This is a genomic window from Pseudomonas sp. MONT-RG-20F-20-E-7-02 (assembly GCF_022662395.1).
Taxonomy (GTDB): Bacteria; Pseudomonadota; Gammaproteobacteria; order Pseudomonadales; family Pseudomonadaceae; genus Aquipseudomonas.
This window is the reverse complement of record NZ_JAKNQN010000001.1, coordinates 724,635-736,993: the sequence shown is the minus strand read 5'-3', so window position 1 is coordinate 736,993 and position 12,359 is coordinate 724,635. Positions and strand designations below refer to the sequence as shown.

The following is a 12,359-nucleotide window of genomic DNA, read 5'->3' as shown; positions in this document are numbered from 1 at the left end:
CTCAAACCCACCGAGAATCGCCGTTCGTCCTCGACTCAAAGGAGCATCCACATGATGCGTTTCACCTCGACCCTCGCTCTCGCCGCTTCCCTGGCTTTCATGTCTCTCGGCGCCCAGGCAGCCGCTCCTTCCAACTGGCCAGCCGGAGCCCGCGACAGCTTCGTCAAAGATTGCAGCGCGGCAGCCCAGCAGAGCGTTGACGCCAAAACCGCCAAAGACCATTGCGAATGCGGCGCCGACAAAATCAACGCCGAATTGAGCACGGCAGAAATCAAAGAACTCATGACCAACCAGAACGCCGATCCCGTGCTCAAGAACAAAGCTGTCGCGGCCATTTCGTCCTGCAAAGTCGTGAAGAAAAAGTAAGATCGACCACTGATCAGACGGCCGTTTTGCTGAAATAAATGCCTGAAAACTGCCATTTCTCACAAATTACGCAGCTTTTACGGCTTTTTTTAACAGCTGATATTTCGCGCCGAAGCCCCGTAGATCGGGGCTTTCAGCCGACCAAAGCACTAAACGCAACGCTATTGATTAGCAAACAATGCCTTGGGGGGGCTCCCAAGTCGAACATTTCGACTATGATAGCCCTGTGTGCCCAGTTGGCCTGAGCAGCACAGCACTACTGAAAATATATGTTTCTTGGAGATACACCATGTCTAATCGCCAAACCGGCACCGTTAAATGGTTCAACGATGAAAAAGGCTTCGGCTTCATCACTCCTCAAGGTGGCGGTGACGACCTGTTCGTACACTTCAAAGCTATCGAAAGCGACGGTTTCAAAAGCCTGAAAGAAGGCCAAACCGTTTCCTTCGTGGCTGAGAAAGGCCAAAAGGGTATGCAAGCTGCACAGGTTCGCGGCGAGTAATTCTCCGCTGAGCTAAAAAAACCCCGTCCATGTGACGGGGTTTTTTGTGCGCGCTACAAAAGCCGCCAGGTTATCAGCCGCAGTTGACCCGCGTGATCACCAGGTTGTCATCGGTGTTCAGGTTCAGGCGGTCGGAGCGGTATTCCAGGGTGATCATGTCGTTAGGCTTGAGGATCCGCGCGTTCTGCGCACCGGCACGGGTACGCGCCTGCTCCAGCAATTGAGGTGAGGCTTTCTGGCCAATCGCGAAGTCGGCGGCTTTTGACTCACAGCGACTATGACCGGCATCAGCCACGGCAGCGTCTTTGGCTGGCTCAGAGGCACCTGGGGTGCTGCAACCCGCCAACGCGAGTGCTGCCAACAAAGTACCGAATGAAGCGAGCTTCCAAGGCATGAAGCCTCCTATGATAAAAATGAACAGAGATCGTGCGACAGCGATCCGGCGGATTGGTTTCAAGACGTAAATCGCCCACAGGCAAGTCTGCCTGACTCAGGGCAAGCATTCGCCCAGTCAATCGTGACCAGATATGAACACACTCAGTAGATGTCGATGTAGTCAAACGGCGGCGTTGGCCAGTTTTGCTTCAGCGCGTTGTAGATTTGCGTGACCCAAACTTCATCACTGGCTGCGACGTTACCGACGTAACCGGAGCCTTTGGCCCAGGTTTCTAGGCGAAACAGCAGACCATCGATATCCACACCGCCTACTGCCCTGCCAGAAGAGATATAAGCGATACCGGCTTTGGTCACCCGCAACTGAGTGTGTTCGTCGTCACTGGCACTGGCCAGCAGCTGGCGAACAGCCTCCAGCGTCAGGTTATCGGGGTTGTTCAAATCGATCTGCACCTGGTGTTCCCCGGCAATTAGACAGGGGCACAGTGTCGCACAGCGCATGCCTCATGCCTAAGTAGCAGTGCCAAACCCCAGCCAAAAATGGTTAACTGCCTTGGTAAGAACCGCGTTTTAGCGCACTGCCCAGTACTTTCAACCGTGAGCCCCCCATGACCACTGTGACCCTCCAAGCCGACATCAAAGCCAAGTGGCCCCAAGGACAAAGTTCCTACAGCCCCGGAAGCCCGGAGGAATTGGCAATCATCGGAATCGACCTGCTGGTCAAGGAACTGGGCACGCAAGCCGCGAAGACTTTCATCGGCAAGATATTCGAGAAATACCCGGCCGATCATATGGGCGCTCACGACCCCGAGCGCGTGTAAGAACCGGCCGGCGAACGCCGACCGGCAACCTCATTACTTCAGACGCGCCAGGCGTTCGGTCAGCAGATCGAAGAAGCCCTGGGCATCGCCATTTTCAACCCAAAAGGCGTTCTTCGGTTGTTTCAGGCCGTCGTACCAATCGACGACGGTCTGGCCGAAGGTAGGGCCTTCACGGCTGTCGACTACCACGTTGACTTCACGGCCGCTGAACAGCTCAGGCTTGAGCAGGTAGGCAATAACCGTGGCATCGTGGACCGGGCCGCCTGGAATGCCGTAGTGCTCCATGTCGCCTTTGACGTACTCGTTGAGAATATCGCCAACGATTTTGCTGGCGTTGTTCTTGATGTCGGCGATCTGTTTCAGGCGCGCGTCACTGGTCAGTACCTTATGGGTTACGTCCAGTGGCAGATAGGTCAGCTTGACCCCGCTTTTGAGCACGATTTCGGCAGCCGCCGGGTCGGCGAACAGGTTGAACTCGGCCACCGGCGTGATGTTGCCGCCGTTGAAGTGCGCACCGCCCATCACCACCACTTCCTTGATGCCTTGGGTGATTTCCGGCGCCTGGGTCAGCGCCAGTGCCAGGTTGGTCTGCGGGCCAAGCATGGCGATGGTGATGCTATGCGGCTTGGCGGTGCTGAGGGTCTTGATCAGGTAGTCAACGGCGTTGCCTTCGGCCAAGCCTTTTTTCGGCTCGTGCACGGCAACGCCGGAAATACCTTCCTTACCGTGGATATTCTCAGCGTAGATCGGCGTGCGCAGCAGCGGCTTTGGCGAACCGGCATACACCGGAATGTCTTCGCGCCCTGCCCACTCGCGGGCCAGGCGCGCGTTGCGCGAGGTTTTATCGAGGCGCACATTGCCGGCGACGGTGGTCAGTGCACGAATATTCAATTCCTGCGGCGAGGCCATGGCAAACAGCAAGGCCACTACATCATCAGCGCCTGGGTCGGTGTCGATGATCAGGTCGATTTTTTCCGCCGCGTGGGCGCTGGCTGCGGTGAGCGCGGACAAAAGCAGGACACTCCGAAACAGGTTTTTCAGGGAAGGGAGACTACGTTGCATGAAACACTCCTTGTCGTAGGGAACTCTAGAAGGTTACGCCGGACACCAGCGCAATATTGCAATAAGGCTGGCATTCACCCGTGCGCACCACGGCGCGGGCCTTGCGGCTCAATTGTTTGAATTCTTCGTGACTGACCAGGCGTCGTTCGCCGAGTGCGGCCTGTTCGGTCAGGCTGTTGAGTTCAGTGAGCGCAGGCGGCTGTTTGAGCAGGATTTCTTCGGCCAATACATGGCTTTCCACCTGCATTTCACTGAGCACGATGCGCAGGGTGCTGATGAAATCGGGAATGCCCTGGGTCAGCGCCAGGTCAATCAACTCGACGCCGGGCGGCACCGGCAGGCCGGCATCGCCGATGACCAGGATGTCGCCATGGCCGAGGGACGCGATCACGCGCGACAGGGCGATATTGAGCAAAGGTGTCTTTTTCATGAGGGCACAAAACCTTGAACGTCGTGCAGCGTAGGAATAGAGGGTTGCGCACCGGCGCGGGTCACTGACAACGCAGCGGCTACCTGGCCAAAGCGGATGGCCTCGGCTTCGCTCTTGCCATTGGCGAGCGCGGCGGCGAAACCTCCGACGAAGGTGTCACCTGCGGCAGTGGTGTCCACCGCCTTGACCTTGGGCGCTACCAAGTGCTCAAAGCCTTGGCCGTCGGCAAACAGGGCGCCCTGGGCGCCAAGGGTAATGATGACTTTGCCGGCGCCCGCCTTGATCAGTTGCGTCGCGGCGACCTTGGCGCTGTCGATGGAATCGACGGTCACGCCGGTCAAGGCATGGGCTTCACTTTCGTTGGGAATCAGGTAATCAATCGAAGCGAACCACTCCACCGGCAATGGGCCGCTGGCGGGCGCCGGGTTGAGGATCACCGTCTTGCCCAGCTCACGACCGCGTTTCAGGGCATGGCCTACGGTGTCCATCGGCGTTTCCAGCTGGCAGACGATCACGTCGGCGGCCTGCAACACTGAATCAGCCGTTTGCAACGAAGCCGGCGTCAGCTCACCGTTGCTGCCGGCCACGATCACAATCGCGTTCTGGCTGCTGTCATCCACCACAATCAACGCCACGCCGCTGGAGCCGTCCACGGTGCTGACGGCCTGGCAATCAATGCCTTCAACCAACAACGCATCGCGCAGTTGGATGCCATAGGCGTCGGTGCCGACGCAGCCGATCATCGCCACTTCCGCCCCAAGGCGCGCCGAGGCCACGGCCTGGTTTGCGCCCTTGCCGCCGGGGACGGTCGAGAACGTCTGGCCGATCAGGGTTTCACCGGCGCGCGGCAAGCGACTGGCGCGGGTGACCAGGTCCATGTTCAAGCTGCCTATTACCACTACTTTTGCTGGCATACATCAGTACTCATCAATTCGGTTCAGCGGTATTGGGCGAACACACCGGCAAACGGCGCCGTCGACTCACGCAAAACAATACTCGGCGTCACGATGCGTTGATCGATCGGCAATTGGGGTGTTGCAATTCGTCGCAGTAAAAGCTCGGCCGCCGTCTCGCCCAGCTGCACGATCGACTGGCCGACCGTTGTCAGCGCCGGGTACACGTAACGGCCCATTTGAATATCATCGAAGCCAATCACCGACAGCTCGCCGGGCACGCGAATATTGCGCTCGGCCGCGGCACGCAATACGCCGAAACCAATCATGTCGTTGCTGGCGAAAATCGCGCTGGGCGGGTTGTCCGACAGCAGTTGCACCGCTGCGGCATAACCGCCCGTACTGGTGAAGTCACTTTCCCGCGTGCGCCCAGCCGCCACCTCAACGCCCGCCTCTCGCAGCGCGCGGTGGTAGCCCGCCAGTCGCATTTGCGCCACGCGAGTGTGGCCGGGGCCGCCAATACAGGCAATGTCGCGATGACCGAGTTCAAGCAAGTGCCGGGTCGCCAGGTAGGCGCCCTCCTCGTGATCGATGCGCACCAGGTCGACATCAATGCCGTCCAACGCACGGTCGACAATCACCATGGGCGTGCGTACCGCGCTCAAGCCGGCAGCCAGGCCGCTGTCGTCGCCACCGACTGAGGTCACGATCAAGCCGTCGATGCGTTTCTCCAGCAACACACGCAAGTAACTGCGCTGCTTCTCAGCGTTATCGTCGGAGTTGCAGAGGATCACGCAGTAGCCATTTCGCTCGCAGTAATCCTCGATCCCGCGGGCCAACTCGGCAAAATACGGGTTGAGGCTGTTGGGCACCAGCAGGCCGATGGTGGCGGTGGTCTTGGCCTTGAGCGAACGCGCTACCGCACTCGGCACGTAGTCGAGCTGCTTGATTGCCGCCTCAACCTTGATCCGCACAGGTTCACTGACCGGCCGCGTCTTGTTCACCACATGGGACACGGTGGTGTAGGAAATACCCGCAAGCGCTGCCACATCCTTGATCGTTGCCATGGCTTAGCCCCGCCGACTGGCGCGCTGGCTGCGGTAGGTGTCGAGGACCACGGCAATCACGATTACGGCACCCGTGATGATGCGCTTGGTGGGCTCGGTGGCACCGATCTGCGCCAGGCCTGCGGCCAGTACCGAAATAATCAACACACCGAAGAAGGTACTGATCACCGAGCCGCGCCCGCCCATCAGGCTGGTGCCGCCGATCACTACCGCCGCAATCACCTGCAGTTCCAGGCCGGAGCCCGCGTTCGGGTCCGCCGCTTCCAGGCGCGAGATCTGGAACAGAGCGGCCACGCCCGCCAGCAAGCCCATCAGGCTGAACACCAGGATCTTGTAAGGCTTGGGGTTGATGCCGGCCAGGCGCACGGCTTCTTCGTTAGTGCCGATACCGATCAGGTAGCGACCAAACACCGTACGGGTCAACACCAGCTGCGCGGCGATGATCACCAGCAAGGCAATGATGAACGAGGGCGAAATCCCGAAGGCCACCGGGTTCGACAGCCAGGCAAACGAGTCACCGATGTAGGCGGTGCGCGAACCGGTCATTTGGTAAGCCACGCCGCGAGCCATTTCCAGCACGCCGAGGGACACGATAAACGACGGGATACGCCAAGCCACGGTGATCGAACCGGTGATGGTGCCGGCCAACGCCGCGCAGCCCATGCCGAGCACGGCGGCCGGCAGGACGCTCCAGCCCCAGCCGAGAATAGCCACACTGACGGCCGACGCGGCCAGTGCCAGCACCGAGCCCACCGACAGGTCGATGCCGCCGATGATCAGGATAAAGGTCATGCCCACCGCCAGCACCATCAGGTCCGGGATCTGGTTGGCCAGGGTGCTGAAGGTGTCATAGGACAGGAAGTGATCGCTCAGCACCGAGAACAGCGCAATCATCGCCAGCAAGGCACCGGCCAGGCCCAAGTAGGTGCCCAGGCCGTAGAAGTTGCCGCCGGTTTTACCCGGGGAAGTAGTGGTTTTCATGGGGTATCCCTAAGCGCTGCGTCGTTGAGCAGCGCATCACGTTTTTGGTAGCCGGCAAAGGCGGCGGCGAGCAATTCGTCCTGGGTCCAACTGTCGCGCTCGAAGGTTTCGATCAGGCGCCCGGCGGAGAGCACGCCGATGCGGTCACAGATCAGCATCAGCTCTCGCAGGTCGCTGGACACCACCACCAGCGCTTTGCCCTGGCGCGTCAATTCGCCGAGCAAGGCATAGATATCGAACTTGGCGCCGACGTCGATGCCCCGCGTCGGCTCATCGAACAGCATCACCGAGCAATCACGCTCCAGCCAACGACCGATCACGACCTTTTGCTGATTGCCGCCCGACAGCTCCGAGACTAATTGCGCCGGGCTGGAGCTGCGAATGCGCATGGCGTCGATCTGGCGCTTGGCCAACGCGGTTTCGTCACGGCTATTCACCACACCGCCGCCGGAGATTTCCGGCATGTTACCCAAGGCAATATTGGCGCTGATCGATTGAGTCAGCAGCAGGCCTTCGCCTTTGCGGTCCTCGGTGATCAGGGCGATACCGTGGCCCACCGCGTCGACCGGCGAACGAATGCTCACGACCTTGGCTGGCGAGCCCAGGGCGACGGTGCCGCTGTCTGCCAGGTCCGCGCCGAAGATCAGGCGCAGCAGTTCAGTGCGACCGGCGCCGATCAGGCCTGAGATGCCGTAGATCTCACCGGCACGTACTTCAAAGGACACGTCGCGGACCTTGTCCGAGCGCGTCAGCCCTTTGACCGTCAGGGCCGGGCCGCCGATGGTGCGCGGGCCCAGGTCGATCTTTTCACCCAGTTCGCGACCGACCATCAAGGTCACCAGTTGCTCACTGTTGTAGTTGGCCATCGGCTCGACGCAGACCAGCTTGCCGTCGCGCAGCACTGCAATGCGCTGGGCAACACGGGCCAGTTCTTCCAGCCGGTGCGAAATATAAATGATCGCCACGCCCCGGGCCTGCAGGCGAGTGATCTGTTCAAAGAGCATCTCGACTTCACGGGCGGTGAGCATGGCCGTGGGTTCGTCGAGGATCAGCACATGGCAGTCGCCGATCAGGTTACGAGCGATTTCGACCATTTGTTGATGGCCGATGCCCAGGGTGCCAACCAGGGTATCCGGGTCGATCGCATCCAGGCCGACTTGGGCCATGGCTTCGATCGCAGCTTTGCGCAGTTCCTTGCGGTTGATCCACCCGCAGTTTCTGGGCAGGTTGTCCAGGAACAGGTTTTCAGCCACGGTCAGCGTCGGCAGCAGGTTTAGCTCCTGCATGACCATGCGCACGCCCAGTTCTTCGGCCTGGGTGCGGCTGCCGGGGCGGTAATCCTGACCATTGAACTGCATGTTGCCGGTGGTCGGCGTGACCAACCCGCCGATAATTTTCGACAAGGTGCTTTTACCTGCGCCGTTTTCACCGGTCAGTGCCAGCACTTCTCCGCGATTGAGCGTCAGGGTGATGTCGGACAGAACCGGTTGCGCATAGGTCTTGCCGATACCGCTGACCGAGAGGACAACGTTCGGGGCGGAAGATGACATAGAAAAATCTCCAGGCGCCCGCTCAGGACGAGCGGGCGCTGTTGGGTACTGCCAGGATTACTTCTTGAGGACGAGTTCGACCGGGGTTTCGATCACGCCGTCTTTGGCATCGACTTTCTCACCCTTGACCAGCTTGAGCGCGTTCTGGATACCGAAGACGGCTTGCTGGGCAGCGGCCTGGTCGGCAGTCGCCAACACGCGGCCGTCCTGCAGCATCGGCTTGATGGCTTCGATGTTGTCATAGCCCACAACCAGCACTTTGCCGGCCTTGCCAGCTGCACGTACGGCAGACACAGCACCCAGCGCCATGTTGTCGTTACCGGCCAGCAGTGCCTTGAGGTCCGGGTATTCGCTCAACATGGCGGAGGCGACTTTCTGGCCCTGGTCGATCTCCCAGTTACCCGATTGGGTGGAGACAATTTTCATACCGGCGGTGTCCATCGCATCCTTGTAGCCTGCGGTGCGCTGCTGGGCGTTGGTGGTGGTCGGTACACCTTCGATGATGCCGACCTTGTCACCCGCAGCCAGTTGCTTGGCCAGGTAGTCACCCACCAGCTTGGAGCCTTTGCGGTTGTCCGGACCTACAAACGGGATATCGAGGTTTTTGCTTTTCAGCACGTCCGGGTCAAGGCGGTTGTCGATGTTGACGACCTTGATGCCGGCATCGGAGGCCTTTTTCAGCACAGTGACCAGTGCCTTGGAGTCGGCAGGGGCGATCACGATGGCGTTTACTTTGGCGAGGATCATCTGGTTGACGATGTCGATCTGCGCGCTGGTATCGGTTTCGTTCTTGATACCGTTGGTGATCATGTCGAAGTCAGCAGAGTGGTCTTTCTGATACTTCTTGGCGCCGTCCTGCATGGTCACGAAAAATTCGTTGGCAAGGGACTTCATCACCAGGCCGACCTTGGGTTTGGCGGCGGCGTCATCAGCAAAGGCAGAAGAGAGAGGTAGAGCAGCGGATGCGGCAGCAAGCACAGCGACAGCAAGAAGACGTCCAGCGAATGGCAGCTTCATGGGTTCACTCCGATCTTATGATTATTGTGAGCAACGCTCGCGCCGTGAAACATCTCGCAAACGTTTGCGTTATTCAAACTATGAGAACCTTGTCGAGATTTGTCAACGGGTGAGCGTCGTCTTTCATCCAAGCCCTCCACCCTCCGCCTTTTAAGCCAGGGTGTTGATGAGATTAAACATTGCCCTCCTCCAGTCGTTCTCTAAAACGACAGGCAGCGATGTACTTGTCATACACATCCGGTCGATATTCCACCCTGCTTTTCGGACAACCGAACGCAATACTACCTCGACGTTCGGAAAGCCGGACGCAAACGTTTCCAACCAGCCGAAAAAATCAACATAAGTTGTTTTAAATCAACACGTTAATTTATCTGGCCAGACACAATCAGCTTGGTACAAATCCTGCTCTTTCTCAGCACCACGCGGCGTTCAGAACCGCCCGGGTGTTCTAGATGAACCTGCTACCGCACTCATCAAAAACCAGAGAGAAAAATAATGAAATCTGCACTGAAAACCTTTGTTCCGGGCGCCCTCGCCCTACTGCTGCTGTTCCCCGTTGCCGCCCAGGCAAAGGAAGCTGAAACCAAGACCAAACTCTCCAACGTGGTGATCCTCGCCACCGGCGGCACCATTGCCGGTGCCGGCGCCAGCGCTGCCAACAGTGCCACCTACCAGGCGGCCAAAGTCGGTATCGAGCAATTGATTGCCGGTGTTCCTGAGCTTAGCCAGATCGCCAATGTGCGCGGCGAGCAAGTGATGCAAATTGCTTCGGAAAGCATCAACAACGAAAACCTGCTGCAATTGGGTCGCCGCGTTGCGGAGCTGGCCGACAGCAAAGACGTCGACGGCATCGTGATAACCCACGGCACCGACACCCTGGAAGAAACCGCTTACTTCCTGAACCTGGTGGAAAAAACCGACAAGCCGATCGTGGTCGTCGGCTCCATGCGCCCAGGCACCGCCATGTCGGCGGACGGCATGCTCAACCTGTACAACGCCGTGGCCGTAGCCGGTAGCAAAGACGCCCGTGGCAAGGGCGTGTTGGTCACCATGAACGACGAGATCCAATCGGGTCGCGACGTGAGCAAGATGATCAACATCAAGACCGAAGCGTTCAAGAGCCCGTGGGGGCCATTGGGCATGGTGGTTGAAGGCAAATCCTACTGGTTCCGCCTGCCTGCCAAGCGCCACACCATGGATTCCGAGTTCGATATCAAGACCATCAAAAGCCTGCCGGATGTGGAAATTGCCTACGGTTACGGCAACGTGAGCGACACCGCGGTCAAGGCCCTGGCCCAGGCTGGCGCCAAAGCCATCATCCATGCCGGCACCGGCAATGGCTCGGTGTCGTCCAAGGTGGTCCCTGCGCTGCAGGAACTGCGCAAGCAAGGCGTGCAGATCATTCGCTCTTCCCACGTGAACGCCGGCGGTTTCGTGCTGCGTAACGCCGAACAGCCTGACGACAAGTACGATTGGGTCGCTGCCCACGACCTGAACCCGCAGAAAGCGCGGATCCTGGCAATGGTTGCGCTGACCAAGACCCAGGACAGCAAAGAGCTGCAACGGATGTTCTGGGAATATTGATTCCTGGTAACACCTGCGTAGAGGCGGGTTAACCCGCCTCTACCACCCACCAAATACCCTCGCTGTAAGCCCCCGCCTTGCCCCCAATCGTTTTTACACGATGGTCTTGAGTTTTAAGCAGTTGCGAAATTGCTTACAGTTAAATACTGTATACACATACAGCAAACTAAGGAATGCTCCGTGGCAAAGTCTTCTTCCGCAGCGCCAACTCCACCTGACGCCTACCAACGCCTGGCCGTTCGCGTGCAAAAAATCATCAATTCAACCAACGCCCAGAAAGCCAAGGCGGCCTTGATCTTTCGTTTGCCGGAAGAGCCGGAAGAGGAATGGGCACGCTTACTGGAAGAAATTGCTGAAAACGACAACGTCACCCTTGCCTATCGGGATGACGGCGGTGTGCAAATTTTCTGGGTTGTGCCGAAGGAAGACTGATTCAATGAGTGTCCGCTTTATCGCTGTGATGTGTTTACTGCTTTCCGTCACAGCCCACGCCCAGGCGCCGCGAACTTTCAGCGAAGCCAAGAAAGTCGCCTGGACTCTATACGCCCCACAATCCACGGAGTTTTACTGCGGCTGCAAATACACCGGCAACCGTGTGAACTTGAAAGCCTGCGGTTACATCCCGCGCAAAAATGCCAGTCGTGCCGCACGCATCGAATGGGAACACATCGTTCCGGCCTGGCAGATCGGCCATCAGCGCCAATGCTGGCAGAACGGCGGGCGCAAAAACTGTACGCGCCACGACGACGTGTTCAAGCGCGCCGAAGCAGACCTGCACAACCTGGTGCCAAGTATCGGCGAGGTCAATGGCGACCGTAACAACTTCAGTTTTGGCTGGCTGCCGGTTCAACGTGGGCAGTACGGTTCGTGCCTGACCCAGGTGGACTTCAAGGCCAAGAAGGTCATGCCGCGCCCATCGATTCGCGGGATGATCGCCCGCACGTATTTCTATATGAGCAAACAGTACGGCTTGCGCCTGTCAAAACAGGATCGGCAACTGTATGAAGCCTGGAACAAGACGTACCCGGTGCAAGCCTGGGAACGCCAGCGCAACCAGACCGTAGCGTGCGTGATGGGGCGCGGGAATGAGTTTGTCGGCCCGGTAAACCTTAAGGCCTGCGGTTGAAACTGGGCGGGACACCCGCCCAACTTGCCGGCTACTGCGCAGTCTTGTGCTCGATGACCTGCGACTCGGTGTCGTTTTTCTTGGCGCGTGCCAGTTTTTCGGTCAACAACGCCTGCTTGGCTTCGGCTTCGGCCTTACTGGCGAACGGCCCCAGCAATACCTGATCCTTGCCGTCTTCCTTCACGATATAAAAATTGAAACCATGCTCCAGCAACCAGGCGGCCAGGTCGGTGATCGCCTGCAGCTTGTGGTCCGGCGGCCCAACCCATACGTCCCATTCCTGGGCGGCAATTGCACCGGTTTGTGGCTGGCTTTCAGTCACGGCAGGCTTGGCCTTGGGCGCTTCGACAGGTTTGCCTTCACCGCAACCGGCCAATGCCAACACCGCCATTGCCATCGCTACTTTACGCACTGCCCTGCTCCTTTAAGGATAAAGAGGCAACTTTATCATTCACTGTCTATTCTGGCCGTCATAAACGTTGGCTTAAACAATGCGAATGATGTATCGCAGACCTGTATGATGCCGTCATGGGAATTAATGTCGCCTCTATGCGTCCTAAAAGAGGC

The 12,359-nt window shown here is 58.6% G+C and carries 16 protein-coding genes; 6 read left to right on the top strand and 10 right to left on the bottom strand.

Features of this window, described 5'->3' with window-relative positions:
- Positions 1–51: 51 nt before the first annotated feature.
- Both L8I05_RS03375 and L8I05_RS03370 read left to right on the top strand, forming a co-directional pair.
- Positions 52–366, top strand: coding sequence for a hypothetical protein (locus tag L8I05_RS03375; protein WP_242167191.1), 315 nt, complete (start codon positions 52–54; stop codon positions 364–366).
- Between the two features lie 289 nt (positions 367–655).
- On the top strand, positions 656–868 hold the full coding sequence (locus tag L8I05_RS03370) for a cold-shock protein (protein WP_003234260.1): 213 nt from the start codon (positions 656–658) through the stop codon (positions 866–868).
- Positions 869–941: 73 nt separating this feature from the next.
- Here L8I05_RS03370 and L8I05_RS03365 read toward each other — a convergent pair whose 3' ends face one another.
- The gene (locus tag L8I05_RS03365) at positions 942–1,262 is read right to left on the bottom strand and encodes an I78 family peptidase inhibitor (RefSeq protein WP_159958050.1); all 321 of its coding nucleotides are present in this window, start codon (positions 1,260–1,262) and stop codon (positions 942–944) included.
- A 143-nt stretch (positions 1,263–1,405) separates the two neighbouring features.
- Positions 1,406–1,714: a hypothetical protein gene (locus L8I05_RS03360; protein WP_177017551.1), complete on the bottom strand. Its 309-nt coding sequence runs from the start codon at positions 1,712–1,714 to the stop codon at positions 1,406–1,408.
- A 155-nt stretch (positions 1,715–1,869) separates the two neighbouring features.
- On the opposite strand from L8I05_RS03360, the gene L8I05_RS03355 reads away from it, so the two are divergent.
- On the top strand, positions 1,870–2,082 hold the full coding sequence (locus L8I05_RS03355) for a hypothetical protein (protein ID WP_159958054.1): 213 nt from the start codon (positions 1,870–1,872) through the stop codon (positions 2,080–2,082).
- A 33-nt stretch (positions 2,083–2,115) separates the two neighbouring features.
- Here L8I05_RS03355 and L8I05_RS03350 read toward each other — a convergent pair whose 3' ends face one another.
- Genes L8I05_RS03350 through L8I05_RS03320 form a run of 7 tightly spaced genes read right to left on the bottom strand, consistent with a single transcriptional unit; the run spans position 2,116 to position 9,082 of the window.
- Positions 2,116–3,144, bottom strand: coding sequence for a nucleoside hydrolase (locus tag L8I05_RS03350; protein ID WP_159958056.1), 1,029 nt, complete (start codon positions 3,142–3,144; stop codon positions 2,116–2,118).
- 25 nt (positions 3,145–3,169) lie between these two features.
- A complete protein-coding gene (rbsD, locus tag L8I05_RS03345; RefSeq protein ID WP_242167190.1) occupies positions 3,170–3,574 on the bottom strand; it encodes a D-ribose pyranase in 405 nt (134 codons plus the stop codon).
- Positions 3,571–4,488: a ribokinase gene (rbsK, locus tag L8I05_RS03340; protein ID WP_242167189.1), complete on the bottom strand. Its 918-nt coding sequence runs from the start codon at positions 4,486–4,488 to the stop codon at positions 3,571–3,573. The genes rbsD and rbsK overlap by 4 nt, the downstream gene beginning before the upstream one ends.
- A 23-nt stretch (positions 4,489–4,511) precedes the next feature.
- Complete coding sequence (locus tag L8I05_RS03335) at positions 4,512–5,534, bottom strand: LacI family DNA-binding transcriptional regulator (protein ID WP_159958062.1); 1,023 nt, start codon at positions 5,532–5,534, stop codon at positions 4,512–4,514.
- A 3-nt stretch (positions 5,535–5,537) separates the two neighbouring features.
- The gene (locus tag L8I05_RS03330) at positions 5,538–6,515 is read right to left on the bottom strand and encodes an ABC transporter permease (protein ID WP_176998751.1); all 978 of its coding nucleotides are present in this window, start codon (positions 6,513–6,515) and stop codon (positions 5,538–5,540) included.
- On the bottom strand, positions 6,512–8,065 hold the full coding sequence (locus tag L8I05_RS03325; RefSeq protein ID WP_242167188.1) for a sugar ABC transporter ATP-binding protein: 1,554 nt from the start codon (positions 8,063–8,065) through the stop codon (positions 6,512–6,514). The genes L8I05_RS03330 and L8I05_RS03325 overlap by 4 nt, the downstream gene beginning before the upstream one ends.
- A 57-nt stretch (positions 8,066–8,122) precedes the next feature.
- On the bottom strand, positions 8,123–9,082 hold the full coding sequence (locus L8I05_RS03320; RefSeq protein WP_242167187.1) for a sugar ABC transporter substrate-binding protein: 960 nt from the start codon (positions 9,080–9,082) through the stop codon (positions 8,123–8,125).
- 495 nt (positions 9,083–9,577) lie between these two features.
- Here L8I05_RS03320 and L8I05_RS03315 point away from each other — a divergent pair, with 495 nt between their 5' ends.
- From L8I05_RS03315 to L8I05_RS03305, 3 genes are all read left to right on the top strand, one after another.
- Positions 9,578–10,666: an asparaginase gene (locus L8I05_RS03315; RefSeq protein ID WP_159958070.1), complete on the top strand. Its 1,089-nt coding sequence runs from the start codon at positions 9,578–9,580 to the stop codon at positions 10,664–10,666.
- 180 nt (positions 10,667–10,846) lie between these two features.
- The gene (locus L8I05_RS03310; protein ID WP_159958072.1) at positions 10,847–11,098 is read left to right on the top strand and encodes a DUF1654 domain-containing protein; all 252 of its coding nucleotides are present in this window, start codon (positions 10,847–10,849) and stop codon (positions 11,096–11,098) included.
- A 4-nt stretch (positions 11,099–11,102) separates the two neighbouring features.
- Positions 11,103–11,792: an endonuclease I family protein gene (locus L8I05_RS03305; protein ID WP_177017545.1), complete on the top strand. Its 690-nt coding sequence runs from the start codon at positions 11,103–11,105 to the stop codon at positions 11,790–11,792.
- Positions 11,793–11,823: 31 nt separating this feature from the next.
- On the opposite strand, the gene L8I05_RS03300 is transcribed toward L8I05_RS03305, so the two are convergent.
- Positions 11,824–12,189, bottom strand: a complete 366-nt coding sequence (locus L8I05_RS03300) for an SPOR domain-containing protein (protein ID WP_242167471.1) — start codon at positions 12,187–12,189, stop codon at positions 11,824–11,826.
- Positions 12,190–12,359 lie beyond the last annotated feature (170 nt).

Excerpts from the sequence above, each read along its gene's own strand:
- L8I05_RS03375 (WP_242167191.1), top strand. The coding sequence starts at position 52 with ATGATGCGTTTCACCTCGACCCTCGCTCTCGCCGCTTCCCTGGCTTTC.
- L8I05_RS03370 (WP_003234260.1), top strand. The coding sequence starts at position 656 with ATGTCTAATCGCCAAACCGGCACCGTTAAATGGTTCAACGATGAAAAA.
- L8I05_RS03365 (WP_159958050.1), bottom strand. The coding sequence starts at position 1,262 with ATGCCTTGGAAGCTCGCTTCATTCGGTACTTTGTTGGCAGCACTCGCG.
- L8I05_RS03355 (WP_159958054.1), top strand. The coding sequence starts at position 1,870 with ATGACCACTGTGACCCTCCAAGCCGACATCAAAGCCAAGTGGCCCCAA.
- L8I05_RS03350 (WP_159958056.1), bottom strand. The coding sequence starts at position 3,144 with ATGCAACGTAGTCTCCCTTCCCTGAAAAACCTGTTTCGGAGTGTCCTG.
- rbsD (WP_242167190.1), bottom strand. The coding sequence starts at position 3,574 with ATGAAAAAGACACCTTTGCTCAATATCGCCCTGTCGCGCGTGATCGCG.
- rbsK (WP_242167189.1), bottom strand. The coding sequence starts at position 4,488 with ATGCCAGCAAAAGTAGTGGTAATAGGCAGCTTGAACATGGACCTGGTC.
- L8I05_RS03335 (WP_159958062.1), bottom strand. The coding sequence starts at position 5,534 with ATGGCAACGATCAAGGATGTGGCAGCGCTTGCGGGTATTTCCTACACC.
- L8I05_RS03330 (WP_176998751.1), bottom strand. The coding sequence starts at position 6,515 with ATGAAAACCACTACTTCCCCGGGTAAAACCGGCGGCAACTTCTACGGC.
- L8I05_RS03325 (WP_242167188.1), bottom strand. The coding sequence starts at position 8,065 with ATGTCATCTTCCGCCCCGAACGTTGTCCTCTCGGTCAGCGGTATCGGC.
- L8I05_RS03320 (WP_242167187.1), bottom strand. The coding sequence starts at position 9,082 with ATGAAGCTGCCATTCGCTGGACGTCTTCTTGCTGTCGCTGTGCTTGCT.
- L8I05_RS03315 (WP_159958070.1), top strand. The coding sequence starts at position 9,578 with ATGAAATCTGCACTGAAAACCTTTGTTCCGGGCGCCCTCGCCCTACTG.
- L8I05_RS03305 (WP_177017545.1), top strand. The coding sequence starts at position 11,103 with ATGAGTGTCCGCTTTATCGCTGTGATGTGTTTACTGCTTTCCGTCACA.
- L8I05_RS03300 (WP_242167471.1), bottom strand. The coding sequence starts at position 12,189 with ATGGCAATGGCGGTGTTGGCATTGGCCGGTTGCGGTGAAGGCAAACCT.